General features: G+C 59.2%; 25 protein-coding genes and 1 pseudogene. 4 read left to right on the forward strand and 22 right to left on the reverse strand.

The window, feature by feature from the left end; all coding sequences use genetic code 11:
* Positions 1–102 precede the first annotated feature (102 nt).
* From GOB90_RS15455 to ssb, 8 genes are all read right to left on the reverse strand, one after another.
* Positions 103–966, reverse strand: a complete 864-nt coding sequence (locus GOB90_RS15455; protein WP_242012092.1) for an ATP-dependent helicase — start codon at positions 964–966, stop codon at positions 103–105.
* A complete protein-coding gene (locus GOB90_RS19315; RefSeq protein ID WP_242012093.1) occupies positions 963–1,637 on the reverse strand; it encodes a hypothetical protein in 675 nt (224 codons plus the stop codon). Before GOB90_RS19315 ends, GOB90_RS15455 begins: the two co-directional genes overlap by 4 nt.
* Positions 1,634–2,824 carry a DUF3991 and TOPRIM domain-containing protein gene (locus tag GOB90_RS15465; RefSeq protein ID WP_146891151.1) on the reverse strand — a complete coding sequence of 397 codons (1,191 nt, stop codon included), beginning with the start codon at positions 2,822–2,824 and terminating at the stop codon, positions 1,634–1,636. Before GOB90_RS15465 ends, GOB90_RS19315 begins: the two co-directional genes overlap by 4 nt.
* Before the next feature lie 393 nt (positions 2,825–3,217).
* Positions 3,218–3,433, reverse strand: coding sequence for an antitoxin VbhA family protein (locus tag GOB90_RS15470; RefSeq protein ID WP_082770822.1), 216 nt, complete (start codon positions 3,431–3,433; stop codon positions 3,218–3,220).
* 48 nt (positions 3,434–3,481) lie between these two features.
* Positions 3,482–4,522 (reverse strand): Fic/DOC family protein, encoded by a 1,041-nt coding sequence (locus tag GOB90_RS15475; RefSeq protein ID WP_146891148.1) that lies wholly within the window; start codon positions 4,520–4,522, stop codon positions 3,482–3,484.
* 12 nt (positions 4,523–4,534) lie between these two features.
* Positions 4,535–4,744, reverse strand: coding sequence for an antitoxin VbhA family protein (locus GOB90_RS15480; RefSeq protein ID WP_146222787.1), 210 nt, complete (start codon positions 4,742–4,744; stop codon positions 4,535–4,537).
* Positions 4,745–4,845: 101 nt separating this feature from the next.
* The gene (locus tag GOB90_RS15485) at positions 4,846–5,049 is read right to left on the reverse strand and encodes a hypothetical protein (RefSeq protein ID WP_061274672.1); all 204 of its coding nucleotides are present in this window, start codon (positions 5,047–5,049) and stop codon (positions 4,846–4,848) included.
* Positions 5,050–5,123: 74 nt separating this feature from the next.
* Complete coding sequence (gene ssb, locus GOB90_RS15490; RefSeq protein WP_061274675.1) at positions 5,124–5,591, reverse strand: single-stranded DNA-binding protein; 468 nt, start codon at positions 5,589–5,591, stop codon at positions 5,124–5,126.
* A 372-nt stretch (positions 5,592–5,963) separates the two neighbouring features.
* Between ssb and GOB90_RS15495 the strand changes: the two genes are divergently transcribed.
* Positions 5,964–6,476: a hypothetical protein gene (locus tag GOB90_RS15495; RefSeq protein WP_146891145.1), complete on the forward strand. Its 513-nt coding sequence runs from the start codon at positions 5,964–5,966 to the stop codon at positions 6,474–6,476.
* Here the strand turns inward: GOB90_RS15495 and GOB90_RS15500 are convergent.
* The 14 genes and pseudogenes from GOB90_RS15500 to GOB90_RS15565 form a co-directional block, all read right to left on the reverse strand.
* A complete protein-coding gene (locus GOB90_RS15500; protein ID WP_146891142.1) occupies positions 6,473–6,979 on the reverse strand; it encodes a hypothetical protein in 507 nt (168 codons plus the stop codon). The genes GOB90_RS15495 and GOB90_RS15500 overlap by 4 nt on opposite strands.
* Positions 6,976–7,365, reverse strand: a complete 390-nt coding sequence (locus GOB90_RS15505; RefSeq protein WP_146891139.1) for a hypothetical protein — start codon at positions 7,363–7,365, stop codon at positions 6,976–6,978. The genes GOB90_RS15500 and GOB90_RS15505 overlap by 4 nt, the downstream gene beginning before the upstream one ends.
* Positions 7,362–7,742: a hypothetical protein gene (locus GOB90_RS15510; protein WP_242011513.1), complete on the reverse strand. Its 381-nt coding sequence runs from the start codon at positions 7,740–7,742 to the stop codon at positions 7,362–7,364. The genes GOB90_RS15505 and GOB90_RS15510 overlap by 4 nt, the downstream gene beginning before the upstream one ends.
* A 53-nt stretch (positions 7,743–7,795) precedes the next feature.
* On the reverse strand, positions 7,796–8,695 hold the full coding sequence (locus GOB90_RS15515) for an ArdC family protein (RefSeq protein ID WP_146891137.1): 900 nt from the start codon (positions 8,693–8,695) through the stop codon (positions 7,796–7,798).
* A gap of 72 nt (positions 8,696–8,767) precedes the next feature.
* Positions 8,768–8,929: a hypothetical protein gene (locus GOB90_RS15520; RefSeq protein WP_166318482.1), complete on the reverse strand. Its 162-nt coding sequence runs from the start codon at positions 8,927–8,929 to the stop codon at positions 8,768–8,770.
* Between the two features lie 191 nt (positions 8,930–9,120).
* Positions 9,121–9,654: a DUF3085 domain-containing protein gene (locus GOB90_RS15525; protein WP_146891134.1), complete on the reverse strand. Its 534-nt coding sequence runs from the start codon at positions 9,652–9,654 to the stop codon at positions 9,121–9,123.
* Between the two features lie 102 nt (positions 9,655–9,756).
* Complete coding sequence (locus tag GOB90_RS15530) at positions 9,757–10,059, reverse strand: DUF5983 family protein (protein ID WP_146891131.1); 303 nt, start codon at positions 10,057–10,059, stop codon at positions 9,757–9,759.
* A 332-nt stretch (positions 10,060–10,391) separates the two neighbouring features.
* Complete coding sequence (locus tag GOB90_RS15535; RefSeq protein ID WP_082770824.1) at positions 10,392–10,760, reverse strand: DUF6915 family protein; 369 nt, start codon at positions 10,758–10,760, stop codon at positions 10,392–10,394.
* Between the two features lie 11 nt (positions 10,761–10,771).
* On the reverse strand, positions 10,772–11,188 hold the full coding sequence (locus tag GOB90_RS15540) for a DUF6878 family protein (RefSeq protein WP_146891128.1): 417 nt from the start codon (positions 11,186–11,188) through the stop codon (positions 10,772–10,774).
* Between the two features lie 147 nt (positions 11,189–11,335).
* Positions 11,336–13,267: a ParB/RepB/Spo0J family partition protein gene (locus tag GOB90_RS15545; RefSeq protein WP_146891125.1), complete on the reverse strand. Its 1,932-nt coding sequence runs from the start codon at positions 13,265–13,267 to the stop codon at positions 11,336–11,338.
* A gap of 169 nt (positions 13,268–13,436) precedes the next feature.
* Positions 13,437–18,539, reverse strand: a pseudogene (locus GOB90_RS15550) (lactate dehydrogenase).
* Between the two features lie 986 nt (positions 18,540–19,525).
* Positions 19,526–20,359, reverse strand: coding sequence for a replication initiator protein A (locus tag GOB90_RS15555; RefSeq protein WP_146891121.1), 834 nt, complete (start codon positions 20,357–20,359; stop codon positions 19,526–19,528).
* 65 nt (positions 20,360–20,424) lie between these two features.
* A complete protein-coding gene (locus tag GOB90_RS15560; RefSeq protein ID WP_146891118.1) occupies positions 20,425–21,318 on the reverse strand; it encodes a ParB/RepB/Spo0J family partition protein in 894 nt (297 codons plus the stop codon).
* Complete coding sequence (locus tag GOB90_RS15565; RefSeq protein ID WP_261766003.1) at positions 21,318–22,340, reverse strand: ParA family protein; 1,023 nt, start codon at positions 22,338–22,340, stop codon at positions 21,318–21,320. Before GOB90_RS15565 ends, GOB90_RS15560 begins: the two co-directional genes overlap by 1 nt.
* 602 nt (positions 22,341–22,942) lie before the next feature.
* On the opposite strand from GOB90_RS15565, the gene GOB90_RS15570 reads away from it, so the two are divergent.
* The 3 genes from GOB90_RS15570 to GOB90_RS15580 all read left to right on the forward strand — a co-directional run bounded on the left by GOB90_RS15570 (position 22,943) and on the right by GOB90_RS15580 (position 26,159).
* The gene (locus tag GOB90_RS15570) at positions 22,943–24,025 is read left to right on the forward strand and encodes an IS5 family transposase (protein WP_173572137.1); all 1,083 of its coding nucleotides are present in this window, start codon (positions 22,943–22,945) and stop codon (positions 24,023–24,025) included.
* An 11-nt stretch (positions 24,026–24,036) separates the two neighbouring features.
* Positions 24,037–24,861 carry a LysR substrate-binding domain-containing protein gene (locus GOB90_RS15575; protein ID WP_146891115.1) on the forward strand — a complete coding sequence of 275 codons (825 nt, stop codon included), beginning with the start codon at positions 24,037–24,039 and terminating at the stop codon, positions 24,859–24,861.
* A gap of 111 nt (positions 24,862–24,972) precedes the next feature.
* Positions 24,973–26,159 (forward strand): IS3 family transposase gene (locus tag GOB90_RS15580; RefSeq protein WP_146891112.1). Its coding sequence is split into 2 segments (ribosomal slippage): positions 24,973–25,243 and positions 25,243–26,159, totalling 1,188 coding nucleotides; the frame shifts between segments, so codons are not numbered across the junction.
* The last annotated feature ends 54 nt before the right edge of the window (positions 26,160–26,213 follow it).

The following is a 26,213-nucleotide window of genomic DNA, read 5'->3' on the forward strand; positions in this document are numbered from 1 at the left end:
GTTCTCAGAAACCTGCGGATATCGTGACCATTTAGGCTCAGGCATCGTACCCTCCCTTTGCAACACGAAGGTATAGATTCAAGCCGATGTATTCCAACTAACTTATAAGATGCTCTGCGAATCATCGCCCACGCAGAACAGTTCTCCGGATTTCTTGCTGAGCAGGGTGAGCCAGAGATACTGCGCGCGGTTCACATCCTGAAATTCATCCGCCATCACGGCTGTGAAGCGGCCTGTCCAGCGGCGATGATAGGCCGGATCATGGAGCATGGCGAGAGTCGGCCACATCAGGAGATCGCCAAAGTCCGCCGCGTTCTGCTCACGCAGAATGGCCTGATACCGGCCATAGAGCCCGACCACGAAACGCCAGCTCTCATGATCCACAAAGCGGTTGGCCGCCTGGCGCTTGCGGATCATGCTCTCGACATGCGCCCGGGCGGCTTCCGGTGTCACCAGATCCTCCTTCAGGCGCGAGATCCGCTCGGCCATCTTTTTGATCTGTTTCGCATCTCCGGGAGCCCCCTCCTGCGGAACAGGAAGCTCCTCCTTCGGGATCGCTTTGATCAGGCGGCGCACAATCCCAAGACTGTCATCCGCATCGCGGATGTCGAAGCCGCTGCGCAGATGTGCCACTTCCGGCTCTGCCCGAAGCTGGCGGGAGGCGAGCGCGTGGAATGTGCCGAGCCAGGTGGGCACCGAGTGCGGCCCCAGAACGCCGGCGATGCGTTTCCGCATTTCCTGCGCGGCCTTGTTGGTGAAGGTGACGCACAGGATCTGGCCGGGCACCATGCCATACAGCTCGATGCGCGTCGCCACGCCGGCTGTCAGGGTTTTGGTCTTACCCGTGCCGGCACCGGCCAGGACCAGAACATGGCCGAGAGCCATGGCTGCGCGGCGCTGTTCCGCCGTCAGATCGTCAAGGATCGGCGCCAGGGCATACGGAACAGGAAGATCATCGGGTGTCATAGCTCTTCGATCCCTTCCGCCAGACAACCATGCGTTTCGGTGATCTCACCGGTCGAGAGCAGGAGCGTCGCCGGGTAGGAGAGATCCCAGGTCTCAAGCCCGCGCTCCCAGCGTCCGTCGATGACCAGACCGAGCGGACAGCCGACACGCTCATAAAGCCGCACAGCGGTCTGCGGGATCGGCGGATCCTCTTCGACCGGAGCATCGCTCCGGCGCAGATGACGGGTCCAGATCTCGGCAGCCGGGGCCGATCGGGCGAACACCTCGGCGAGGTCCGTCACGAAGGCCAGGCGTGCGACGCCGAGATCCGCGTAATGGGCAACAGTGGTCATGACAGTCTCCTGTGTCAGGTGATCCTGGAAACAGGATCGGTCAGCCGACAGGTCTGTGGCCCGCCAGCCGGCAATGACGATCACTTCGTGATCGTCGGTGAAGAGGACGATGCGCCCTTCCAGATCCCAGCCCTGAGGCAGGGAGGTGTCGCGTTCGCCGCCAATCACCACACCCCGGAATTCCGCTTTCCCGTCACCGATCTCGACAAAACAGTCAGGCTCGGCACATCCATGCGGGCGATGCTTCTTCCAGATCGCACTGGCCTGAGCGTGACCGGGAAGGATGTTCAGAAGGCGTCTCCGCCAGCTCTCGGACGCGAAAGGTTCGAACCAGCTCATAGGGAAGCTCCTGGAGAAGAGGTCACTGAGCGCGCTGTGGCAGGGGACGGCGCCCTGGCAGGTTCCGGGGCTGGCGCTGCCTGATGGTGCGCCGGGCTGTTCGCCCTGGCCTGATCCAGCCACGAGGAGGAAACGGCATCCGGCTGCGTTGCGGGCTTTGTGGTGATAGCGTCGGAAAGACGCGGCAGAGATCCGGCAGGGGCGGCTCCGCCCTGAGCCTCTTCTCCGCGCGCCCTCAGAGCTTTGTTCCAGTCGTCTCCCGGTGTCTTCGGAGAGATCCGTCCCGACCAGAGCCCGACCTCCTGGGCCATGGCGGCCAGTTTCGCGGCATAGACGTGACCCTGATGGTCATTATCGACGGCGATGACCAGGCGGGCATCGGGCTGTTTCGCCACGGTCGCCATGACCTGTTTCAGATTGGCCTCACTCTCCGGGCTCATCCCGCCACCCGTCGAAGTGTAGAGCGATCCTTTTTTGAAACGATCCACTGCGGCAAAGGACAGCGCATCAATGGCGGCTTCCGTGACCACAAGCCGCCGTGCGGGCTCCGTTCCCTCGTCCGCCCGAAATCCGAACAGACGCTTGCCGCCGCCGCCCGTTGAAAAACCCTTGTACTCGGGTCCGCGCATCTCCATGCCGGTGAACTGGCCGTCCGCGTCACGATGGCCGAACCAGGCAGTCCCGTTCGGGCCTTCCTTCAGCGCACCCTGACGTCCGGCCACCGCCACGATGCTGCCCGGCAGCCCGCGTTCTTCGGTGAGATACCGCCATGCCGGGGTGCCTTCCTGCGGCGCTGAACGACGGCCCCACAACTCAGCCGGGTCGCGGCGCGGCCTGTCACTTACGCCCTTGGTCCGCTCAGCGACTTCGAGTGTCGGGCTTTTACCGATCAGGTCGCGCAGTTCGCGCCGGACATGGCCGAGATTCTTCGACGGATCGAGATGCTGCACGAGTTTGAAAACGTCGCCCTTTCCGTCCCCTTTCGGATCCCACCAGCCCTTGCCGTCATGATTCACGATGATTGCCTCGTTTTCACGGCGGAATTTCAGGTTGCGGGCCGAGCGCTGCGCCGTGGCTTCGCGGTCCAGTCTGAAGCCGGCTTTTTCGAGCACAAGAACGCAGCTCACCTCACGGCGAAGTTCTTCGAGTTCTTTCTGTTGTGCTTCTGCGGAATTTGCGTAAGCCATGGAAGAAATCCTTTCACGAATAGCTTCGGCTTTCTTGTAAAACTATACTACAACCCGAACGCAAGAGTGAGTATTAAACACAATAAAACGCAACAAAAACCGCACGGGAGCGGGATTTATTACTTGTGTTTTCAATCTATACAGGATTTTTTCTTTCCGCCTGCCCGGCGGGGGTGCAGGGGGCAGCAAAGCCCCCTGCCTGCGCATCCAGCGCGCAACCGGCTGCACGACGGCATGAAACTGTTCGGGATCCGAGCGGATTAAAAACGCATGCATAAACACGACACGGGACACTCCTTCTGGAATGTCCCGCGTGCGCTCCCATCATGCGACTAACGAGAAAAAACTGCTCTCAGGGAGACGGATCGCTCGATGCGTCCCGGCTCTGCAGCATCACCGGTCAAGGTGACGCTGCAGTTCCTCAAAATGTTCATTCATGGTCAGTTCGCCCTGGATGAACCGCGTGTTGATCCGTTCGATCTCCGCATCGAGTATCACGCCTTCAAGCCGACAACTTCCTCGCGCGTAATCGACCGCTTCCTGTCGCTGACGGCGTTCTTCCGCAGTAATGGAAGGCCGCGACTGGTCATTATTCCCGCATTCTTCCATTTTTATATTCCTCTACCTGCTGGTCTGGCTTCGGGTCAGCGTCCCAATTCAGGGAGAGGGATCGCCCGATGGATCATGCCGCCTGACTGATGCCGGGGTTTCGTCACTGACTGGCTCGCTGCCAGGTTTCTTCTGGCGATCGCCATAAGCCTTCGCCCGATCGAGCCAGTCCGGTGCCGTGGCCTTTGGTTCATAAGAACCGGAGCGCCCGGTCAATGCGGTCGCCAGGGATGAAAAACTGCGGCTGGCAGGCGTTTCTCCCGCAGCACGGAAACTGACCTGATCCCCCGATCTGAGACCGTCGGCATGGCTTCCGAGATCCGCGAGATTGCCGATGTAAACGCGGTCGCCTGAACCCATCATGAAATTATCACCCGAGCGTCCGGCGAATTTCCCATCATAGGCCTGACCGGGCGTCGTTGTGGCGATATAACGCTCATTCCAACTGAAATCAGAGTCATCCCGGAATGCCTTTTCGAGAAACCGGGTTGCCTTCACCAGAGCCTTATGACGGGTTGAATCCAGAAGTTCATCGAACATCCTGATCGCCGGCATGTGATCGCCCTTCATACCGGCGATTGAGACGACGGCCATCCGCTCCTGCGAAATACCCTCGAAATCCAGGGTATGCCCTGCCTCGCGGGCAAAAGCCTCCCAGACGATCCGCTGCGTCCGTCCGTTTCCCTCACGAAATGGATGAATATGGTTCAGCTCGTTGAAAGGAACGGCAAGCTGTTCCGCAAATTCCATCCGCGATAACCCTCGCAGATTGTCTTTTTCCGCCAGCCGTTCAAACAGTTTCCTGCCTTCCTGTTCAATCCGCTCAGGAGCGAGAAAGCCGCTCATGTCCCGGACCAGAAGTGTTGTTCGCGGCTGTCCGGCCCAGCTGTATACATCCTGGAACAGGTGGTAATGTATCGCTTTTACCAGAGGAAAGCCCTGCAATGCAGGGAGTCCACGTTCATGCAGTTCTGCTTCCCGTGAAGCAGTCAGAAATTTTTCCAGCCGATCAAGTGCCTCTGGATCATGCTGGATCCCTTGCACATTCTCTAATGTCTCGCTATCGCTCTGGAGATAGGGATCGCCCATGTCTCAGGAAAATCAGGCGGCTTCCGACCTTTTCTTCACGGATCGGCCGGTAATCGCCTCTATAACCTGCCGTCGTGCTTCGTCGCCGGAAATCTCGCCGCGAGCGTAGGCATCGAGCACAGGGGCATCACGAGGGTCTTCGCGTAGTCCTTCAATCAGATTGTTTACGCGCGCCTTATGTACTGCTCGTGTCCGGACGGCGATCTGCTCAGGTGTTAACATGGACGTGGCTCCCTCATCGGCAGTCGGAACAGTATCATACCCTGACGATTTTCGCACACTTTCGCGCTTTTCCAGACGTCATTTCTGGTCGCCCTTTGCCCTTACCGCGCGCTGTCGAGAAGCTTCTCCCGGGCGATCCTGCGCATCTCCAGGGCGCAACGCCGGAATTCGGCCCGCTGCCGGGCCGAAAGCTGCGGCAGATGACAGAGCTGGTCGAGGCCCGAGGCCGCAGCCTCATGATTCCGCGCATAGGCGCGGGCCTGTCCGCGAGGAGCGGTCAGGCGCCTGATAAAAACGCTGCACATGGTGCTGACTCCGCACAGGGATTCCGGATGAAGTGCGCCATTCCGGGCCGTCTCCGGCCCGAAAAAAGCCCGACTCAAAACGGTATTTCGTCATCCAGATCCGATCCGCCGGGCGTGTTCGCAGCAGAACGCGGCGCCGCGCTTCGCGATGGCCGGTCATCGTCAAAGCGGCCTTCTCCGGTGTTCCGGCCATTGGCCAGCACCTTTATGTTTCCGTCAAAGCGATCGATAATTACCTCGGTCGTGTAACGATCCTGTCCCTGCTGGTCAGTCCATTTCCGCGTTTCCAGATGGCCCTCGACATAGACGAGCGTGCCCTTCTGACAGCGACGTTCAATCACGCCCGAGAGGTGGTCGTTGAAGCACACAACACGGTGCCATTGCGTTTTTTCTCTCCGCTCGCCCGTATTGCGGTCGTTCCATGATTCGCTCGTTGCTACGGCGATATTTGCGATTTTCCCGTCGCCTTCCCTGCGTGCCGCGAGTTCCGGATCCCGACCGAGATTGCCGACGAGGATGACGCGATTGACTGACTGGCTCATGACCTGATTTCCTTTTCTTTCCTTCCAGTTCCTCTCCGGCCTCTGCCGGGTCTCTGACCTGGTGCGGTCGCGCGGAAGCGGGCATCAGGCGGCGGGCGCAACCCCTCGGGGCGGCAGTGGTGCGGAAGCCGCCTGCGGCTTCACGGTGCCGTCCCGACCGAAGGCCTGGGGGTTGCGCCCGACGACGACCGCTTCAGACCGCAAAAACCAGGGCAGAGACCCGGCAGTGCCGGCGATCCCCTTTCCTCTTCTTCCTGATTTTTGATATTTCAGCGTTCTGACGACCGTTTTTTGCGTTTTTCCCCACTGTTTTCGCTTGTACCGCCCGATTCCGCGTACTAGACTCTCCTGACGAGAGAACGGGAGTTCAACATGGCTGTGATTACTGTCCTGGACGGCCACATCACCCTGAAAGCCGATTTTCATCCGGAGCTGGCCACACAGGCGCGGCGTTATCGGGGACGCTTTATGGGAAAAGAGACCGGCTGGTCCTTCAGGCACGAGCACGAGGAGGCGGTGCGGAATGTCTGCCGCACACTCTACGGCGTGGATGGCACGCCGGAAGCGTGGGGCGATCGCTGCAACGTGCAGATCGAGGTCAACGAGCAGAACATCCGCACACCGTTGTGGCGACAGTTCAACGCCGACATTTATGTCGCGGGCCGGCACGTAGCCGGTGTCTTCGGCCCGCGTCACGTTCTCCGGACAGGCAAGGGCGTGAAGTTCCTGCGCGGCGGTCCGTGCTGTGTTCTTCAGCGCGGCGCCTATGAGATGGACGTGCCGTCCGGCACCCTGCTTGAAATCCGTAATTATCCCCGTGCGGCACTCGACTTTCTGGCCCGATGCCTCGAAGGTCACGGTTCATGGACCGTGGCGCGGGGCTAGAACAGCCCCAGCTGCACGGCTGGTGCGGCCGCGACCGGGGATACCGGCGCCACGCCGTGCTTCGCCATCAGGCGGGCCAGTTCCGCCTTCTCGCGCGCATCCTGATCTTCCCGGGCACGGCTCGCCCATGCCTCGACCAGAAGGTTCTCACGGACACGCTGGCCGATTTCCCGCTCTACGTCCGACCAGACAAAGCCGGGATCTCCCCAGCAGGGATGTCGCGCAATCTGATCAAGGAAATCCCGTCGTGTCGCGGCGCTGTCGAACCATGTCTGAGCGAAGCCGTGCCGGTCATAATGAGCAATGAAGCCGAACATATTGCTCACACGCTTGTGCAGCGACGCCGTGAATTTCCCGGCAGGCATTCCCTCGGCGATGAACCGCAGCATGGCGTTACCCAGCTTCGCTTTTTCCTCGACCGTCGCCCATCTGGTCGGTTTCAGGAAAGCCGGATCGAGCGGCGGCGTGCGGATCCGCTCGCACAGGATCGGCACGCCGCTCATGTGACCGGGCTCCGGTTCCGATACCTGTTATGGAAACGGCTTACGTCCGGCAGATCCGGATATGTGCCGGGACCATTCCCTTCCAGTACCATCTGTTCGAGCAACCTCACGCTGAGATGTGTCCTGCGCCCGTCCCGAAGACTGCGCATCACCGCAAGGTCTGATCGTCCGCTGATGTAACGGTCTTCCCACAGACCCGTCTGGGGATGGCGCGCGGCCGCAGCCTGTGTGCCATTCAGGAATGCCTCCACGATCCAGCGTGAAGCGCGCTCCGGCCGGCCACGCTGGGGAGCCGGCAAATAGAAAATGGCGCCGACGGGCACGGTTCCCACCCGGAGAGGATTGTCGCTTCCCTGGAACGGTGACGTGTAATACTGCCGGTTCATGCCGCTTCTCCTTTTGTCTCAGAGCCTTTGTTCGCGCCGGACGCAGGACCGTTCAGGGCAAGCGCCTCGGCAGCGTCGCTCTCCACGGTCACGATCCATTTGTCCGTTCCGAGCGCACCACTGCGATATGCGGTATCGAACCCGCGCGGTTTGCGGTCGCCCCGGCGAATATGCACGCCGATGGAGAACGACCGCCCGGGATGGTCAGTGGCGATCCTGTCGCCATAAAGCGTCACCGCCTTCGTGAGATCTGCCAGCGTACGGGCTTCGGTCATTCCCCGGTTTCCGAGGTGATCCATGGGCAGAGCGACCAGCACTTTGCCGGTGCCGGAAAGCCTGCGCACGGCAGGGGTCGCAATCAGAGCAAAGACAGGCATGACAGACTCCATCTGTAAAACACCCGTCTCGGGCATGTATTTTTCGGAAACTCTCAGGCGGCGGCGGCCACGTCCCCGATGGGCTGACGGCGCGTCGATGTGTTGAAAATGTATTCGGCGGCGGCCGACGCGGCGCTTGCGGCGGTGAAAATCGCGCGTTTGTCCGCCTTCAGAAGGTCCAGCCAGCTTCCAATGTAATCCGAGTGACGGACGGTCGGCTCGATCTGCAGTTCCGCGCACACGAACGCTGACACCATCTCCGCGACCAGTTCCTCGGCGGCATAGGCGCGGTCTCCGAACCGTTTTCCGAATGTGCGGGCCAGCCGTTTTTCCGAGCCCGTCCAGTGTCCGATCTCATGAAAGATCGTTTTATACCAATCAATTTTTGCGAAATAGGACTGCTGGGGCGGGACGCGGATATAGTCCGGAGCAGGCGCGTAAAACGCCTTATCGCCCCCCACCCGGATGTCTGCCCCGGTGTCGCGCATCAGCGCTTCAGCCTGCGGCACAATCTCGCGCTCGGGCAACGGTGTGGGCGCCGCCCCCATGCCTTCCGGCAGGTTCTCGCACTGGTCCACATTGAACACCGTAAACCGCTTCAGGAACGGAATCGTCCGGGGATCGTCGGCCCCTGCTTCCGACTTCGGTGTGAAACGGTCGGCGTAGAAAACCGTCGTTCCTTTCTCTCCTTTTCTGACATTTCCGCCCTCGGCCAGCGCCTGCCGGAACGTCAGCCATTTCTGCGTGGAGAAGCCCTGCATTTCCACCGAACCCCACAACATCAGAATATTAATTCCGGAATATGCACGGCCCGTCGTCGCGTTCCGGGGCAGGGCGACGCCGCAGTTCGAGCGGCCCCATGGGCACACCCACGGCACGGTGCCATTCTCAAGCTCGCGGATGATCCGGTCTGTCACGGTCTGATGGATGTCAGTGCGTTCGGTTCTGGCCATGATCTGTCTCCAAAACATGCGAAAGCCGCCCCGAAGGACGGCCATTCTCTGCTGCAGATGGGCGGATGGGTTTCATCCGAGATCGAGCACTCCGGTCGTGGGATCCAGGAACAGGTCCGGAAGCACGAGAGCGACGACCAGGGCGAGCGTCCAGAGGAGCACGAGCGCGAGAAACCTGATGATTTCCACGGCGGGATGGGGTTGGGGTGGAGAGACGGTGCGGTCCTGAGCCATTGTCCAGATCCTTTTTTCTGGCGTTTCTGACCCTTTCCGGCGACCGCAGGGCAGACTGACGGGCAAGGGCGCCGCGCAGCGGCGGGATCGGCCTGGCCCGCAGCGAAGCGAGGACACATGCCGACCCACCCCTTGCGCGGCAGGCTGAACTGTGGTGCCGATCCTCTTTTCCGTTTCCTTCCCTTCCTTTCTCAGATTTTCCCCTTTTTTTCTTGCCGCGAAGGCCCCTTCCCTTTCGTGCCTGACGGGCCGGCACGGGGCTTTTCTGGCGGTGCGAGGAAGGGGCATCGGATCTGTGTCGGGGACACGTCGATCCGGAAGTGACCGCGCGCGGTCGCCTCAAGCGCCTTGCGGATAGTCTCGGCAGACAGGAATTCCGCGCCATCATCCCCGCCAAAAGCCGCACGTTTCACGTCGTACCAGTCCTCGGGAGAGGCTTGCGGATCCGCCTCTCTGGCGTAGGCGACAAGGTTCACCTCGCCGTTGTCGCCAGGGAGGCCCGGATGACCATTCGACATCAGATAGATCCCCTGGTCGCCCGCCAGCATGAGACCAGCAGGGATCTTCGTCCGGTCAATATCCTCGTATGCGGGATGTCGGGTCTTCACCCCGGGCCGGAGACAGGCGGGATCATAGAGCTGATCCAGCGTTGGCGTATGTTCGCTCGCGGCGTCGGCGTGGGCGAGCAGCCGCGTCACCAGGGCATGGTCGAAATGCAGTTTCATAATCGTCCTCCTTCTGTGTTCCTCCTGTGAGGACACAAAAAAAGCGGGACACTCTCGTGTCCCGCCCTTTCGTATTACAGGCCATGGTCTTGGTATTGCCGGTCATTCGTCTTCATCATCAAAGAACTGGTACGCCTCTTCTACCATTCCGTCTGAATCAAACATGACGTAATCGCATCCGTTATTTGCGGCATCTTCAAGAATTCGGCGAAGGCTGACAGAACCCGGCCAGTCCGGCGAACAGCGGCGTTCACCCACCCACACGAACCAGCCATGAGGACCGGAGAGACAGGATAGGCCGGTTGCACCGCCTGACTGTGCATAAGCCTCCAGCAACTCCCGATCTGACTTCGGCAGATGGCCGGTGCTGAGATCCATGAAACGTCTGATATGGGCATTCATCATGGAACTGTGCCTTTCTGTTCACGTCGCACTTTCGGGCGGACGGAAAAAAGAGGTGGTCAGGCAGACTGCGATACCGCTATAATTGTGTTGCTGCCTGACGGGATTTGAAACAGGTGTGGCCAAAATGGACACACCTGGAACCGGGGTAGGCTTCGCTAAAAATCAGTCCGTTAGGCGGCGCTTTCGGAAGTCATGTTTCATAAACGTTCCATATCGCTGAAACGTATCAGGATGGCTCTCGCCGCAGGGTGCCCGGTAGCTGAAGAGACTCTCCTCAGCGACCGACTGGCGCATGAAGCTTGTAATCAGCCTCTGTGCTTTCCCGGTATTTTCTATTTTGTGTGGTTATTTGCCCACTCTTCTGCGAGATGAGCTAACGATTGCGGATTACCCATCCAGCGCTCGGGTCTGATGGATCGCGCCCAGTCAGCAAAAGAAGGAATTCGCCCGTGATCTTCGAGAACGTGTTGCTCGGCAATCAGCCTGACAGGAACAATTCTGCCGTCTGAATTCGTAATCACGACGCCGAACTGTGCCTCGCAGGCGAAACATCCCTCTGCATGATGACGAAGCGCCCTATGCCGCATGTCGCCGATAAGCACCTTCGACCAGTCAAACCAGTCGTGAATGGGTTGGTAATCCTCTGGTCGACCACCCCATTTTCGGACGGAAGAGAGAGCGTGATGATATGGATGTGCCACGGCAGACCTCGTCAATAGAGGGATGTCGAATAGTTACGTTCGACGACGTAATCATAATGTTCAAGGGTAATCACCCTGGTCTCCACATCCCAGGTTACTTCGCCTCCTCCACCTTCGTTGTTTTCCCAGCCGCCGTGATCAATGGCGACTATTCCCATAGAGGTATTTTCGATGACTTCTTTGATCTGAACTGTTTTTTTCTCGGGAGTATTATTCCCCCACACGAGATCCTGGACAACCACCTCTTTCTCAACGGAGCAGTCTGCTGGCAGGATACTGAAATCCTCAATTCCCCCGCTGTCACCGCTACCTTCGTACACAACGGTTACACTTGTAACGCCAAGTTCCTGAAGGGCGTCGAACACGACTTCCCGATTTTCGGAAATCACCTTTCTTTCGGCTTTTTCGTAGTCCTGGTAAGAAGACATAATAACCTCACAGGTTTTATTTGGTGTATCATGTGTGTTTCGCAAGCATCTCGTAAGCAGTAGCCAGACCGACCATCTTCTTCATTTCCAAGACCCGCGCGAGCCTGCCTGCCGTCCAGATGCGACTGAAGAGTCTTTCCTTGGGGTTCACCGGATCGCGATGAACTCGATATGCGATCTCAGGAACTCATCCGGGGTCTGCGGCGGTGGAAGCGGGCTCTCGTCCTCGTCGTCAGGATCACCCTCCCCTTCCTCTTCTGCCGCGCGCCGCGAAGGCCCGACCTCATCATCGTCCTGAGCAATCTCCTGCTCAGGTTCGGCCGTCTCCGCAACAGCCATCGCACTGCCATCCGTGACTGCGTCGTCGCCGTGCTCCGTTTCGTCTTCATCGGCGTCCTCCAGATCGTCGTCGCTGGCTTCGGGTGGCGGTGGATTAAGGGCTTCCTGAAACGAGGCGTTCAGCTTCGCGACATCGAGCCCGAACCGGGCCTCGGGATGGACCCAGCCCCCCTGCCCCGCCCGGTCCATCAGCGCCTTGCGCATCTCCTTGCCCGTGTTGCGCGGCAGAATGCCCTCGGCCTGAACCACCTTCGTGATGCCCGGCTTGCTGAGCGTCTTGAGGAAGTCGTCATCGGCCATGGTGGGGAGCCGGGCGTCGGCATTGACGATATGGCCGACCAGCACGCTCCATTCGCCGCTGTTCGTGCCATTCTTCTCGCAGGAGAGCACGGCTTTCAGCACGCGGATCGCCGCCCCGCGCAACAGGGTCTCGTCCAGCGCCAGTTCACCGTCCTGAAACAGTCCGGCAGCCGCTACCAGCCTCTGCGAGGGCCGGCGCTGCGGATACCACGCGCCCGCATCTCCATCGACCCGGACGTTCTGCGCGTTGAAGGCCGCGATCAGCAGCCCGACCAGCGTCCACGGGTCGGCGCCCTCCTGCATCCCGTCCAGCGCCGCGTGCAGGGCCTGTGTCCGGAAGCTGCCGATCATGTCATGTCCGCGCCCGGAAATATCCGCCCGCTCCTTCGGCACGTCGGGCAGAGAGTCAATCACGGCGGACGGCGTGATCCGGTTCGCGGCCGGGCTGTCGGCGAGAATGCACCAGCCACTTTCGACCTTCAGCCTGTGATTGAGCCAGAAGCACTTCGTCGCCCCTTCCCGCTCCCAGTAAATCCGGGCGCTTCCATCCTCGAACAGGGGCTCGCCATCCTCGTCGCTCTGCACGATCACTGCGTCTTCGGGTGTGCTCTGGCTCAGCCACTGGCGCTGCGCCTTCTCATAGGCGATCCCGTCCTCGGTGTAGCGGCCGTCCTTGCCGGCCTCACCGAACAGATCCTCCTGCCAGACGATCCTGCAGCTTTTCGCGATGGCATCGTCAAAGGAGGCATCGGCCGCGTAAAAACGATCCTGTCGCAGCGCCGAGGCAATCCGGCTCCAGTCGGGCTCGGCCGATCCAGGCTGCCACGATCCGTCCGGCAGATGCCGGCCATCTCCCTCGCAGGCCTCGACGTCTTCCGGGGGCTCCGTGCCGACCGGAAACCCGAAATAGCGCCAGACCTGTTCCTGCAGGCCTTTCGAGGCCAGCGCGATACTGGCCAGCCCACGGCTCTCCGGTCCTTTTCCGGCCTCGATCCAGGCGAGAATGTCCGGCAGGACCGATGACAGCCGGCTGATCTGTTTCAGCTGCACCGGCGTCAGCATCAGCGCCTTGCAGATCGCGGTGTCGTTCCACTGCTTTTCCGCCCGGAGCGAGGAAATGACCCGCCACTGTTCCACCTGTGTCATTGGCTGGCGGATCATGTTTTCCGACGCCGCGCGCATCCGGTCCAGTTCCTCGTCATCGCCCGCCACGACCACCTGAATCGTCTTCAGCCCGGCCTTCACGGCGGCGCGACGGCGACGATGGCCGGCAACGATCATCAGGCCATCCGGGGTTTCCCGGACCAGAGGCGGATGGATGATCCCGACCGCCTTGACGTTCAGCGCCAGCTGCCGGTCTTCCGTCTCGTTCGGGGCTGCGGTGCGGGGATTCTCGGGATTGTCGAGCAGCGTCTTCGGATCGACTTCGCGCAGTTCCATGGTTTGCACTCCTGTTTTCAGGACTCTTTCCTGATGCTTTTCCGGCAGGCAGCGCCGGACAGGCGGGGCAAGGGCGCCGCGCAGCGGCGGGATCGGCATGGCCCGCAGCGAAGCGAGGACACATGCCGACCCACCCCTTGCGGCGGCTGTCCGGAGATGGCAGCCGCTCTCAGGCTGCCGTCTCTTCCTTTTCCTTGTCCTGACCGTCATCATTCGCCGCCTCCTCTTCCGTCGAGGTGGCGGCGAGATCGTCTTCCAGCGCTTTCAGTTCGGCGCGCTTTTCATCGAGCATCGCCTGTTCGGCGAAGGGCAGACCCAGCCGGGACTGGTAGGACGGCAGGCGACGCTCTGCTTCCTCCCGCGTCCTGATGGCGTCGCGCAGCGCATCATCAAGCCGGAGCAGCGCGTGCTCGATGCGCGAAACCAGCCCGAGACCTTTCGTGTCCTCTTCGATCGTGACGGTGATGCGGCCCGACCGCGCTTCGAGGAACAGCGTCACATCGACGGTGCGCTTGTCGGAGCGCCGGATCCAGCCCGGTTCGGCCTCGCATACGACAGCGAAGCCCCCGATCTGTCCGAGAGTCCACTTCCCTTCCTCGCCATTCTTCGCCGCCATCCGCACCTGGGACAGGAGCCACGATCCGGCCTTCTCGCGCTCCGTCACATTGCCTTTCTCACGACACAGCGCGAAGGCCTCGCCTCTGGTGGGCTGGCGGACAGCAAGATCCGCCTCGATCAGCGGGATCAGACGGTCGGCGCCGGCAATCTCGCGCTCAGCCCGTTCAATGGCGCGCTTCACCGCAAACTGATCATCGTAATGAGCAGCCGCCAGCCGCTCCAGCCGCGCCAGATCGGCTTCCAGCCCGGCTTTCTGCATCAGGCGCGCATCGCCCGAGGCCAGAGCCTTGGCCATGGCGAACTGGTTGCCCCCTTCCCCGCCGATGTCCTCGATCCGGCGGATGGACCGGTCGCCCGACATGGCGAGCCCGATGAAACGCTGCTTGCGCTCCAGAAGCTGCCAGTTTGTCGCATCAACGGACCCCTGCTGGGCATAGGCGTACAGCTCGATTTCCTCGTGCTGATTGCCCTGCCGCTCGATCCGGCCCTCGCGCTGGATGATGTCCGAGACCAGCCACGGCACATCGAGATGATGCAGGGCTTTCAGCCGCTGCTGGGCATTGACGCCCGTGCCCATGGTCGCGGTCGAGCCGATCAGGATCCGCTTGCGTCCCGCATTGAGGTCGCCGAACAGCTTCTGCTTCGCAGCGCTCTTTTTGTAGTGCTGCATGAACGCGATTTCCGCGCGCGGCACGCCCATGCGGATCAGCTCGTCACGGATCCAGGTGTAGGCCGAGAAGCCCCGCGTCTCCATCGCGCTCTCGGTGCCGAGGTCGGAGAAGATCATCTGCACCGCGCCCGGCAGATCACAGGGCCGGCCGGTCTCCGGATCGGTGTAGCGGTTGTCCGACGTTTCCTACCAGATCCGGAACACGTTCCCGATCATCAGGTTCAGCTTCGAGCTGCCATCATTGGCGGCCAGCGGCGCCACGAACCGCAGATCGATCGACGCATGACGGGCGTCGGTGATGACGGACAGAAGGATGTCATCGCCCTTCTGTGGCCGGCCCTCACGCGCCTCGATGGCGTCGATCCGCGCCGCGAGCGTCTTCTGATACGCCCGGAAGTTGTCGTTCGTCGGGGCGACGATGATCTCGCGCCGACCTCCCCGGATCGCCGGCAGTTTCACATACTGGCGCAGGTCATCCTGCTGAACGACATCAGCGAAGTCGCGATACATCGCCATCAAATCGGCGACATTCACAAACTCTGTGAACCGTGTGACCGGCTTGTAAAGGCCGCTCGGCTGCAGCTCCAGTTCGGTGCGGGTTTCGCCGAAATTCGCCGCCCAGGCATCGAACTCATGCAGGAAGCGCTTCTGCAAGGCTTCGAGATCCATATAGCGGCTGACCGTCCACATCTCGGCCAGTGTGTTCGTGATCGGCGAACCGGACGCCATGATCAGAGGCCGTTCCGGATTCTTCGCTGCCAGATAGCGGGTTTTCACGAACAGATCCCACGCCCGCTGTGATCCGTTCGGATCGACGCCTTTCAGGTCGGACTGGTTGGTGGCGAAGCTCAGCTTGCGGAACTGCTGTGCCTCATCGACAAGAATCTGATCGATGCCGATTTCGCCCAGATGCAGAAGGTCGTCCTTGTGGCCGGAGAGGCCTTCCAGCTTCGCCTGCATCTTCTCCTTCATGCTCTCGATCCGCTTGCGCGAGAGCCGGTCATCCGCATCGACGCTTTCCAGCACTTCCTCGAAGGAGGCGATCTGCTCCTCGATCATCCGGCGCTCGAAATCCCCCTCGACCGGAATGAATTTGAACGCATCATGCGTGATGATGATCGCGTCCCAGTTGCCGGTCGCGGCCCGGGCGAGGAACCGCTGCCGCTTCGCCTTCACGAAGTTGGTCTCATCGGCGACAAGGATCCGCGCCGTCGGGTAGAGCATCAGGAACTCGCGCGCCATCTGCGCAAGACAGTGACCGGGCACGGCGATCATCGCCTTGCTGATCAGGCCGAGACGCTTCTGCTCCATGACGGCGGCGACCATCGAGAACGTCTTTCCCGAGCCGACGGCGTGGGCGATATACGTGCCGCCAGCCGCGATGATCCGCCAGATCACCCGCTTCTGGTGGCTGCGCAGGCTGATCGTGGTGCTGGCGCCGGGCAGGCGGAGATGGGAGCCGTCGAACTCCCGCGCCACGAGGTTGTTGTAGGTATCGTTATACAGCCGGACCAGCCGCTCCGCCCGGTCGCCGTCCTGCCAGACCCATGTCTCGAAAGCACGCCTGATCGCCGCGAGTTTTTCCTTTGCGGCTTCCGTTTCCTTCGTGTTCAGCTCGCGGTGCTCATTGCCGTCACCGTCGCGCCAGACGTCCCAGATCTTCGGTGACGCCTGGGTCAGCGCGTCTTCCAGCAGCTCGCCCGCATGACGGCGTTCCGTCCCCCAGACAGAGGTGGCCTCGGCCTTGCCCAGGAAGCCCCGCTTCTCCACCGTCCAGCACGCTACGGCGGCGGAATGATGGATCGTGGTTTCCACCCCCAGAACCTCGGCGGTAAAGGCGACGATGTCGCTGACCGGCAGCCAGGGCGCTCCGAGGCGCGCCGTGATTTCGGACGGGCGCAGATCGGCCGGCTGCACGGCTTCCAGCGCCGTCACATTGCGGGCGTAGCGGGGGTCGGCCCGGGCCGCATCGCGGGCCTGCTCCAGTTTTGTGCGCACCGCGCCGGAGAGCATCTCATCCGACGTGACCCAGACATCGCGCCCGTCCGTGCTGCGCTCCGGGTCGAGATACACCGCCTCGCCAAGAGCTGCGACGACATCGCCTTCGGGCTGTCCCAGAAGCTCGGCGATGCGCGGCATCTCCACGCCACCCGTTTCATGCAGACAGACCGCCAGGGCATCGTGCGCGGAATGGATCTCCGGCTCGACCGGGGCGTGGATCACCCGCTCCGAGAAGATCGGTCCCATCCGGCCCTTCTGTGTCGCCTCGTCGTACTCTTCGATCGAGGAGACCAGCCAGACATCCGGGTCGTCGTAGAACGGCGTCAGGTTCGGCCGCCGCTGGGTCTCGTTCTCCACCCCGGTTTCCGGATCGACGCGGACGGTCACGTTCGTCAGGTTGATCGGACCGTACTGCCGGACAAAGCTGAGATAAGCCCGCTTCAGCTCACCCTGCAGGCGGCCATAAGGCAGGTTTTCCATCTGTGCCCGCAGGACCGCCCGGGCGGCATCGCGGATCGGCACGAGAGCGGAGATGATGCGGGCGTGCTTCTGGAAAATGCCCTCCTTCTGCTCACCTTTTCTGATCGGGACCGTCACCGCCTGTCCGTCCGCAATCTGCTGCAGGACGCCCCTGGTGACGAAATACGAGCCTTCCTTCAGGAGGGCGCCGTCCGCTGCGGTGCCGACCAGAACGTCGGATCCTGCCGGCCTGACGATGCGCTGCTCCGCGGGCGCCGGGAACCGCACATCCTGCCCGATCCGGGCCAGAGCCTCGGGCAGCACGGTATCGGGGGCGAGCCCGTCCGGCGCCTCGCAGGTGTAATCCGGGCCGAACTGTGTCGTGGTCCAGCCATGACGGCCCGCCACCTGTTCCGGACGGTCGAGGAAATAGCGGCTGATCACCAGCGGTCCGTTGCCCTGGTTGCTCCCGGGCACCTCGCCGGTTTCCAGCCAGTTTTCATCTCCGGGCAGATCGCCGATCCCGCGTTTGCGGAACACGAGCACATCAATGACCACATCGGTGCCGGCCTCGTTCCGCATCGTGCCGGCAGGCAGGCGCACCGCCCCCACGAGGTCAGCCATCTCCGCGATCGTGCGGCGGGCGGTGCTGTCGGTCTTGTCCAGCGTGTAGCGGGAGGTCACGAACATCGCGACACCGCCCGGACGCAGCGCCTCGACGGAGCGGGCAATGAAATAGTCATGCAGGCTCAGTCCGAGGCGGGCCAGGCCTTCCGGTCCACGCACCGTGCGATTGGAAAACGGCGGATTGCCAATGGTGAGATCGTATCCGGCCGCCAGCTTCGCCGTGGTGAAATCCTCGCTGCGGATCCACTGGTTCGGATAGAGTTTACGCGCGATCCGCGCCGTGATCGGATCATTCTCGATTCCGGTGAAGGCGATCCGGCCTTCAAGGTTTTCCGGGCGGGCGGCAATGAAGAGGCCGCTTCCACAGCCCGGCTCCAGCACGGAACCGCCTCTGAAGCCCATGCGCAGCGCCGTATCCCACAGGGCACGCACGATCGTCTCGGGCGTGAAATGCGCATACTGCGTGGCGCGTTTGAGCCCTGCCCGCTCCGCGTCCGTAGTCGTGGCCAGCAGGCTCTCCCCGATCTCCTCCCATCCGGTCTTAAAGCCGTCCTGGCCGGGCGGGAACAGATTGTTCGCCAGGTCCCCTGCCCCGAAGCCGATAAACCGTGACAGCACGACCTGTTCAGCGGCCGTGGCGTTGCGGTCTTCCTCTTCGAGTTCTCTGAGCAGGGCGATGGCCAGCACGTTGTCGCGGGCGCGCTGCCGCCAACCGTCTGCGAGGCCGCGTGTGCCGCAGAGACGGAAGTCGGTCTGAGGAATGGCGAGCGAGGCAACGGGTACGGACGAGGCGGGGACGGGAGATGTTCCCTCTTCTCCTTCGAGTTCGCCCCAGAAAAGATCGCTCTGCGGATCGCCGAGTGCGGTTGTGCCAAAAAGGCTGAGCTGGAGTGACATGATCGGGCTCCGTACAAACGCCGGCGCCCGGCCCTGCTCGCGCAGGCCGGGGGATTGCCGGGTTCAGGTTTTCAGGGTGTCAGGAAAGGCTTTTTCTCTTTCCTTCAGCCTTCATCGCGACCGGGTCGGATGGGGGGACGCAAGGGCGCCGCGCAGCGGCGGCACCGCATCCCGCGCACAGATGGCGAAGCCGGCGAGCACGGGGAGGAGCCACCCCTTGCGGCGCGCCGGCCGATCTGGTGTGGAGATTTTAACTAGGCTCAGGATTACTTATGGTAATTACTATAATACCTCTGATATACATTTTATTATGTGGTACTTCTTAAGAGTATGTGAGGTTTATCTCTCTAAAGTATGAATAATTGTGGAGTGTTTTGTTTCTTTTGTTGTTTAAATTATTTTCTCATTGTTTGTGGCGAGGTTGCCTTTTGCGTGAGAGGGACAATTATCCACAAGGACATCGTTAAAGAGTTATTTTAATTTGTTAAAGAGTTATAGAGCTGAAAACGCAATATATATCAATTGGTTATCGTCGGTATTCGTGCTCGATGTTCCGAAGATGCGTGCGCGATGTTCTGTTTGGTTTTGTGCGTGATATACCGTTTGACTGTGCTCGATGTTCCGAGCGAATGTGCGCGATGTTCCGTTATCGCCGTGGTGATCTGTGGATAGTCTGTGGATAACTGATAATCGAGTCGTGTGCACGGTCGTTAAATCGCGGCGCGAGTCGATTATATCTTGCGATTTGCAAGTAAAATCGCCCGGTCTCGCTCGGTTTTAGACCGAGTGCACAAAAGATCGGAACATCGCGCACACAAGTTGCGTGACCTTCGACAGCAACCATGAATGCGGCCATCGGAAAGTGTAAAGAGCAAACATCGGAACATCGCGCACACCATATATAGCGACGGACTGCAAGTTTCCTGATGAGTGTCCGGCGTTCAGGCACCCTCGATGGATCGGAATATCGCGCACATGACGTGGAGTCACATGCTCGCCGCCGTGGGTTCGCTGTCTCGATGCTCGAATACAACAACAGGCCGTCCACCTCTTGGACCGAGCTCCAGCGCCAATTTATAATCTGGGATCACATCGTCGTTGATTATCTTCAGGAGATCTCGTTTGAAGAAACGCAGTTCGCGTGATGTCCCAATCTTCTTCGCCAGTTTTTCAAGACTGATTCGCCAGGAGTCTTGGTTGCCAAGATGCTTACGCCCGATCTCATATAATCGACGACCGAGACCACTCTCAAGATCGAAATAGGTGGGATTGATTGTCAGTACGCGTCTCTCTTTGACCAGCGCGCGAAACATCCAATCATTCAGAGTAATCTCGATCGCAGCCATAATTTTTCGGCCCGTTGACGTCTTCCGTTCTACCACGCGCCAGGTTTCAATCCAGCCAAAACCCCGCCGATCTCTCTCGTCCGCTGACTCAATGGAGGTCATGATGTTTGTCGATCGAAGACGGAACAGCGCATCGAGAAGGAGCTCATAGCTGCGTTTTCCTGTTCCGCGGCCTGTGACGCGCAAGAGATCGTGAGCCGCGAAGCGGACAGTATGATCAACCTCCATCCCGCGTTCGATACGCTCGTTAATCAATGAGACAACATACAGAAGAACGTCCTTATCCCAGATTGTGGCTAATCCCTTTGGTCCGGGTTCGATCGTAATTTGAGTTCGTCCATCGTCATAAATCAGCGGCTCCATTCTGGGCTGTTTCTGGATGCTGAAAAACGGGAACTCCATAAGTGCCCTGTCGTCTTTGAGCGGAGCTCCCACAAGGGAGTCGATAAAGAGGTCGGTTTCGTTTCCAGCCATAGTTTACCGGCTCCCGAGGAATGTGCGCGAAGTTCCGAATAGTAGGAGGATGGTGAGGTTAAGGGTCAAGAATTTTCGTCCTCGGCTTGCTCCAGTATCTGGTCAATTTCAGCCCTGAGCATCTGCAGTCGGGTGCGGTCGAGTTCGGTAAGGTTGACATGCTGAGCCCGGACCTGGCTCAGACGGTGAGCCATTTTTTCGACAGATCCAAAAGTAAAATGCCTTGTTTTGCCCGGTTGTTGCTCTGAGTCCCGAATACCATCCAATTTTCCAAGACGAATGGCTTTGACGGTAAGCTGTCCGGATTTTGCTTGCTCGATAAGCTCATTGCGCCGATCTGGGTCTTGAACCCGCGCGAGTTCGACCAGCGCGTTTCTTGCTATCGCGCGTTCGGACGCTAGTTCATTCAATACCTCCGGGGGCAAGGTCAGAATCTTGAGGATGGCACTGACTTCAGCGCGGCTCTTGCCCAGCGCTTCGGCCGCCTGCGTCTGAGACCAGCCTTTTTGGGTAATCAGACGATCTATAGCGGTTGCTTCCTCCTGTGGATTCAAATCTATTCTTTGCAGATTTTCTAATAGCGACGCGATTTCCGGATCGCCATCGTGCTCAATTCCAAGCATCGTGTTCCAGCCGAGGAGCTTTGCGGCGCGCCAACGACGCTCACCCGCTACAATCGTCCATTTCGGATGCTTGGCGGTACTGTCCTGTGCTCGCCTGACAAGGATGGGCTGAAGTTGTCCTTCAGCATCCATCGTCTCCGCAAGTTTTGTAATGCTTTCTTCTTCAAATGTTTTTCTTGGCTGCTCAGGATCGGGCGCAGTACTAGCGACTTCTACTTCAAAAGTATGTCGAAATCGTCCCCCTTGCCGGATGAAGTTATTGCCAGCATCAGAGACTAGTCCCGCAGCCACACCAAGAATGGGTGATGGAGCTTTTGGCTTTCGCTTCGTTGTCATTAGGGAGTTTCCTCCAAAGTCTGGATTTCGGCGAGCGGCAGGTCAGTCTTGGATTGAAGTGCTTTGGCGAGATTGAGATACGGGACCGTGGAGTTTGCGGAAGGTGATGCTTCAAGAGCGACGCGTCCTGCGCGCGCAGCGTGACCGTACACGGCGCTGGCTGGAACTGGCTGCAAGACGGGTGCACGGTCTCTCATCATCAGCCACAAATGATGAAGCACTTCGCGGTCGACAGATTTTCTAACGCTGTACTGGGTTGGGAGAATTCCTGCCAATCTTAAACTCGGATTGAGACGTCTCTGGATTTTTCCTATTGTCCCGATAATAAGTCCGACGCCCATAGTGTCGTAGGGCTCAGTTCTAACGGGCACGATTGCTTCGTCGGCCGCAGCTAAACTCATCCAGGTCAGCATTCCGAGATTGGGAGGTGCATCGATTACGATCCAGTCGTAATTCGCTCGCGCTGGCTCTAACGCTTCGCGCAGAGCTGCGTCGAAGCCGGGCTCTCGCTTTCCGTCTGTTTCGGCCAAATCAATGTGGCTTGCTATGAAATCGAAAGGTAGTGACCGGCCGTCAGGCAGCACACCTGCGTGCACTATCACTTCGGAAATAGGCTTGCCTCCCAGGACCAGATGGGCTGTGGTTTTCCCTTGGTGGTAAAGGTCAGTGTTCGTGCCAGCTAGGATCCCGGCTGTGGCTGTAGCTTGCGGGTCCATGTCGATCAAAAGAACTCGACAGCCCAACAAGGAGAATGCATACGCAAGATTGAGTGATGACGTCGTTTTTCCGACACCACCCTTTTGATTGGCGAGGACCAAGACCCGCGCTGTATCCTGGATAGCGCCAGTCATGCTTTCGATTATGTCGGCGACGTCATCGGGGATAGGTTCCTTATCGTTCTCCCATCGGCTTATTTTGGGTTTGTCATAGCTTCTGCCTAGCCGACGGTTTAGTTCGTCCTTAAGTTCGCCTTGGCTCAAGCGCAGATTTAGCCTGCTATTGCGAAGTGCCTGCCCATTCACGTGCAATTCTCCAGATTCTTAATGCTGCGCTGCTCAACGCCATCAACATCAACAATGATGGTTGATGTTGTCTTTATATTCCGCGCGGAGTCAAGTTATCGCGTCAACTATTGCCATTCGGACTGCGAAAATGTTCGCGTGCGCAGGCGTGCCGCTCCATTGTTCCCGTAATGACGATCTATGTTCTGACGTCAGAACATCGCATGGATGTTACGAGATTGGTCGTGATCGGCTCATACAAAGGCCGGTGGCGGGTTGATTGATGCGCTTCGCCGGTTGACCGACCAGGGAAGCACTCAGATTGTTGTGACCCATGTTCTGACGTCAGAACATCCTCGCTGCGCAGTCAGGCTGATCGGGTATCCGGAAGGTCGCAACAATGACGACCTATCTTTGCTACGCCCGCGCCTTCTGAGTGTTTAACTGAATTGATGCCGGTACATGTGTGCATATATTTTGTCGGACCGCGCAAATAATATTAAGGCGTGCTTTCGGTCAGGCTTAGCACTCATTCTTTGAGCCAGAAGATGGAGGGTTCGAAAAACTCTCTGGTTATGAGGCCCTGTGTGTGATTCCATCGTTCATCTTACGATGAGGGATGGATGATGATGCAGCCCGGTTTTTTTGATGTTGAAGATCGCCTGGCTCGTCTGAGTGGGCTTGGTGACCAGCTCGAAGCGTTTTCCCGGACTGTGGATTTTGAAGTATTCCGTCCTGACCTGGAGAAGGCTCTGGCCTATGCGGACGGGAGCAAAGGCGGCCGTCCGCCGTTTGATCCGGTGCTGATGTTCAAAATCCTGGTGATCCAGACGCTGAATAATCTGTCCGATGAACGGACGGAATATCTGATCAATGACCGCCTGTCCTTCATGCGTTTTCTTGGTCTGGGGCTGTCAGATCGCGTGCCCGATGCCAAAACGGTCTGGCTGTTTCGCGAGCGTCTGACACAGGCGGGTGCGGTCGATGGTCTGTTCAATCGCTTTGATGCAACCCTGCGGAACGCTGGTTATCTCCCGATGTCAGGGCAGATCCTGGATGCAACGCTGGTCGCGGCTCCCAGGCAGCGCAACACAAATGCTGAGAAAGCGGATCTGCGTGAAGGGCGGATCTCACAGGACTGGCAGGACAAGCCGTCAAAGCTGTCCCACAAGGACAGGCATGCGCGGTGGACGCTGAAGTTCACGAAAGCAAAGCGGCAGGAGGATGGGACGATCCCCGCAACAGATCTTGCCATCCCATTCTTTGGCTACAAATCCCATGTCTCCATCGACCGAAAATTTCGGTTGATCCGGAAATGGAAAACAACCGATGCCGCCGCCAGTGATGGTGCGCGATTGAGAGAGGGCTTGCTGGATAAAACCAATACGGCCTCAATAGTCTGGGCAGACACAGCCTATCGCTCAAAAGCCAACGAAGACTTCATGGAGAAGCAGGGCTTTGTCTCGAAGGTCCACAGGAAAAAGCCGCATCTCAAGCCTATGCCTCGGCACATCCAGAAATCCAACGCCGGAAAGTCCGTTATCCGGTCACGTGTCGAGCATGTCTTTGCTGATCAGAAGTCACAGACCGGACTGTTCATCCGGACAGTGGGTATCACTCGTGCAACCATGAGGATCGGGCTGGCCAATATCGTCTATAATATGCGCCGCCTTCTCTTCCTCGAGAGGATTAACGCCCACGCGTAGCAGTCCAGCGGATGATCGTTCCCGATCTGCTCAAAACGCAGAGCGAAAGCCACCCCAGGAGCCATCAATCAGCACGCCAAAACTCTGAAATCAGGAGCCAGACGCATCAATCAACGGTTCTTCGATCTCTCCAGGTTATCCTCGCTGGAGTAGAAGCAGCAGAAGCAGTGGCGGCAAAAGCGTATGCCGAACCAAACGGGATGGTACGGGTAAGTTGTCCGCAGGGACTGATCCAGCGTCTGATCTCCGAAATTCTACCAGACTTCATGACAGCTTATCCAAAAGTCCGAGTGCAACTGAAGGTGATTAATCGTCCGGCAGATCTCGTTGACGATGGGATAGATATCGCGCTGCGTGCTCGTTCCGGTATTGATCCCAATAGCAGCCTGATTGTTCGGCCCCTCGGGTATTCTCGCCTAGTACTTGCAATGAGCCCTGCACTGCGCAGTAGCGGCTATGAAATGCTATCGCTCGATCGCATAGCAGAGGTACCGACCTTGTCGATGGCGGAGACCAATGATGAAGACATCTGGCATCTGACTGGTCCGGGAAACGAGGTATATATGATACATCATCGCCCACGCCTTTTATGTAGTAACTTTGACATGCTGCATGCCGCTGCACTCGAAGGGGTCGGCATCGCACTTCTTCCTTATCATATCGCTAGAGCATCTTTCAAATCCGGTGAGCTTATTCATGTCCTGCCTGACTGGGGGTCGCCTTTCGGCGTAGTGCAGGCGGTGTTCTCAACGAAGAAAGGATTGCTGCCAGCTATACGGGCGCTAATCGAATATCTCGCTATTGCAGTCCCGCGCATACTCTCTTCCGCACCATAGGCAGCGCCAAGTTCTTCTAATTAGGTATGCCAATGTGCCGAAGAGAGAGGTGGTCCCCATTTTTCGGACAGGGCGATAAGCTATCATCTGGCCTGAACGAGGACGGGTTTTATGGGCAAGGTTACGCGGAAACGGTATGCGGCAGAGTTCAAGTCACGGGTTGCGCTGGAGGCGATCCGTGGGGAACTGACGCTGGCGGAACTGGCTTCGAAACATGGGGTACATCAGACGATGATCGCCCAGTGGAAACGGCAGGCGATCGAGGGGATGGCGGCGACCTTTTCCGGGAAGACGGTGGCTGAGCCCCCGGTCAGCCCAGCTGACGTGGAGAAACTGCACGCGAAGATAGGCGAACTTCTCGTGGAACGGGATTTTTTGCGGGATGCCTCTGCTCGGTTGGGCGTGATCAGAGGCGGCAGATGATTGACCTGAAGCGAGCGCGTCTGCCGATAATCCGGCAATGCACGCTGCTGCAACTCAACCGGTCGGGCGTCTACTATCGGCCTGTGCCACAGAGCGAGGCCAATCTGGAGCTGATGCAGCTGATCGACGCCCAGTTCCTGGAAACGCCGTATTATGGTTCACGGCAGATGACATGGCATCTGCGCCGCCTGGGACATGAAGTGGGCCGCAAGCGGGTCCGGCGGCTCATGGCGATCATGGGCCTGCGGGCGATCTACCAGAAGCCGCGCACGACCGTGCCCCATCCGGAGCATCGGAAATATCCATATCTGCTACGGGATCTGGTCATCAATCGGCCTGACCAGGTCTGGTGTTCCGATATCACATATATTCCCATGAAACGGGGATTTCTCTATCTCGTGGCGATCATGGACTGGTTCACGCGCAAGGTCCTGTCCTGGCGTCTGTCGAACACGATGGACGTGGAGTTCTGTATCGAGGCGCTACAGGATGCCCTCATGCGCTATGGCGCCCCGGACATTTTCAATACTGACCAGGGGTCGCAATTTACGACACCCCGTTTCACCGGGATACTGGAAGAGCGTCAGATCCGCATCAGTATGGACGGGCGTGGGCGATGGCTGGACAACGTGTTCATCGAGCGTCTGTGGCGGTCGCTGAAATATGAATGCGTCTACCTGCACGCGTTCGAGACCGGATCAGAGCTGAGGGCCGGGCTTGGCAGATGGATCGCCCATTATAACGAAAGGCGTCCGCATACGGCGCTGGCTGGACGTACGCCCGATGAGGCGTATCATAACGTGCCGACGCCATCTGGTCCGGGGTTAACCCCGGACCAGATGGCCAACAGCAACGCCGTCAGAAGGGCGGCATAACAACAACCGGGTATAGCTTATCAAGCCCGCAAAACTGTCCGAACGGACGGGACC

Source organism: Acetobacter oeni (assembly GCF_011516825.1).
Taxonomy (GTDB): domain Bacteria; phylum Pseudomonadota; class Alphaproteobacteria; order Acetobacterales; family Acetobacteraceae; genus Acetobacter; species Acetobacter oeni.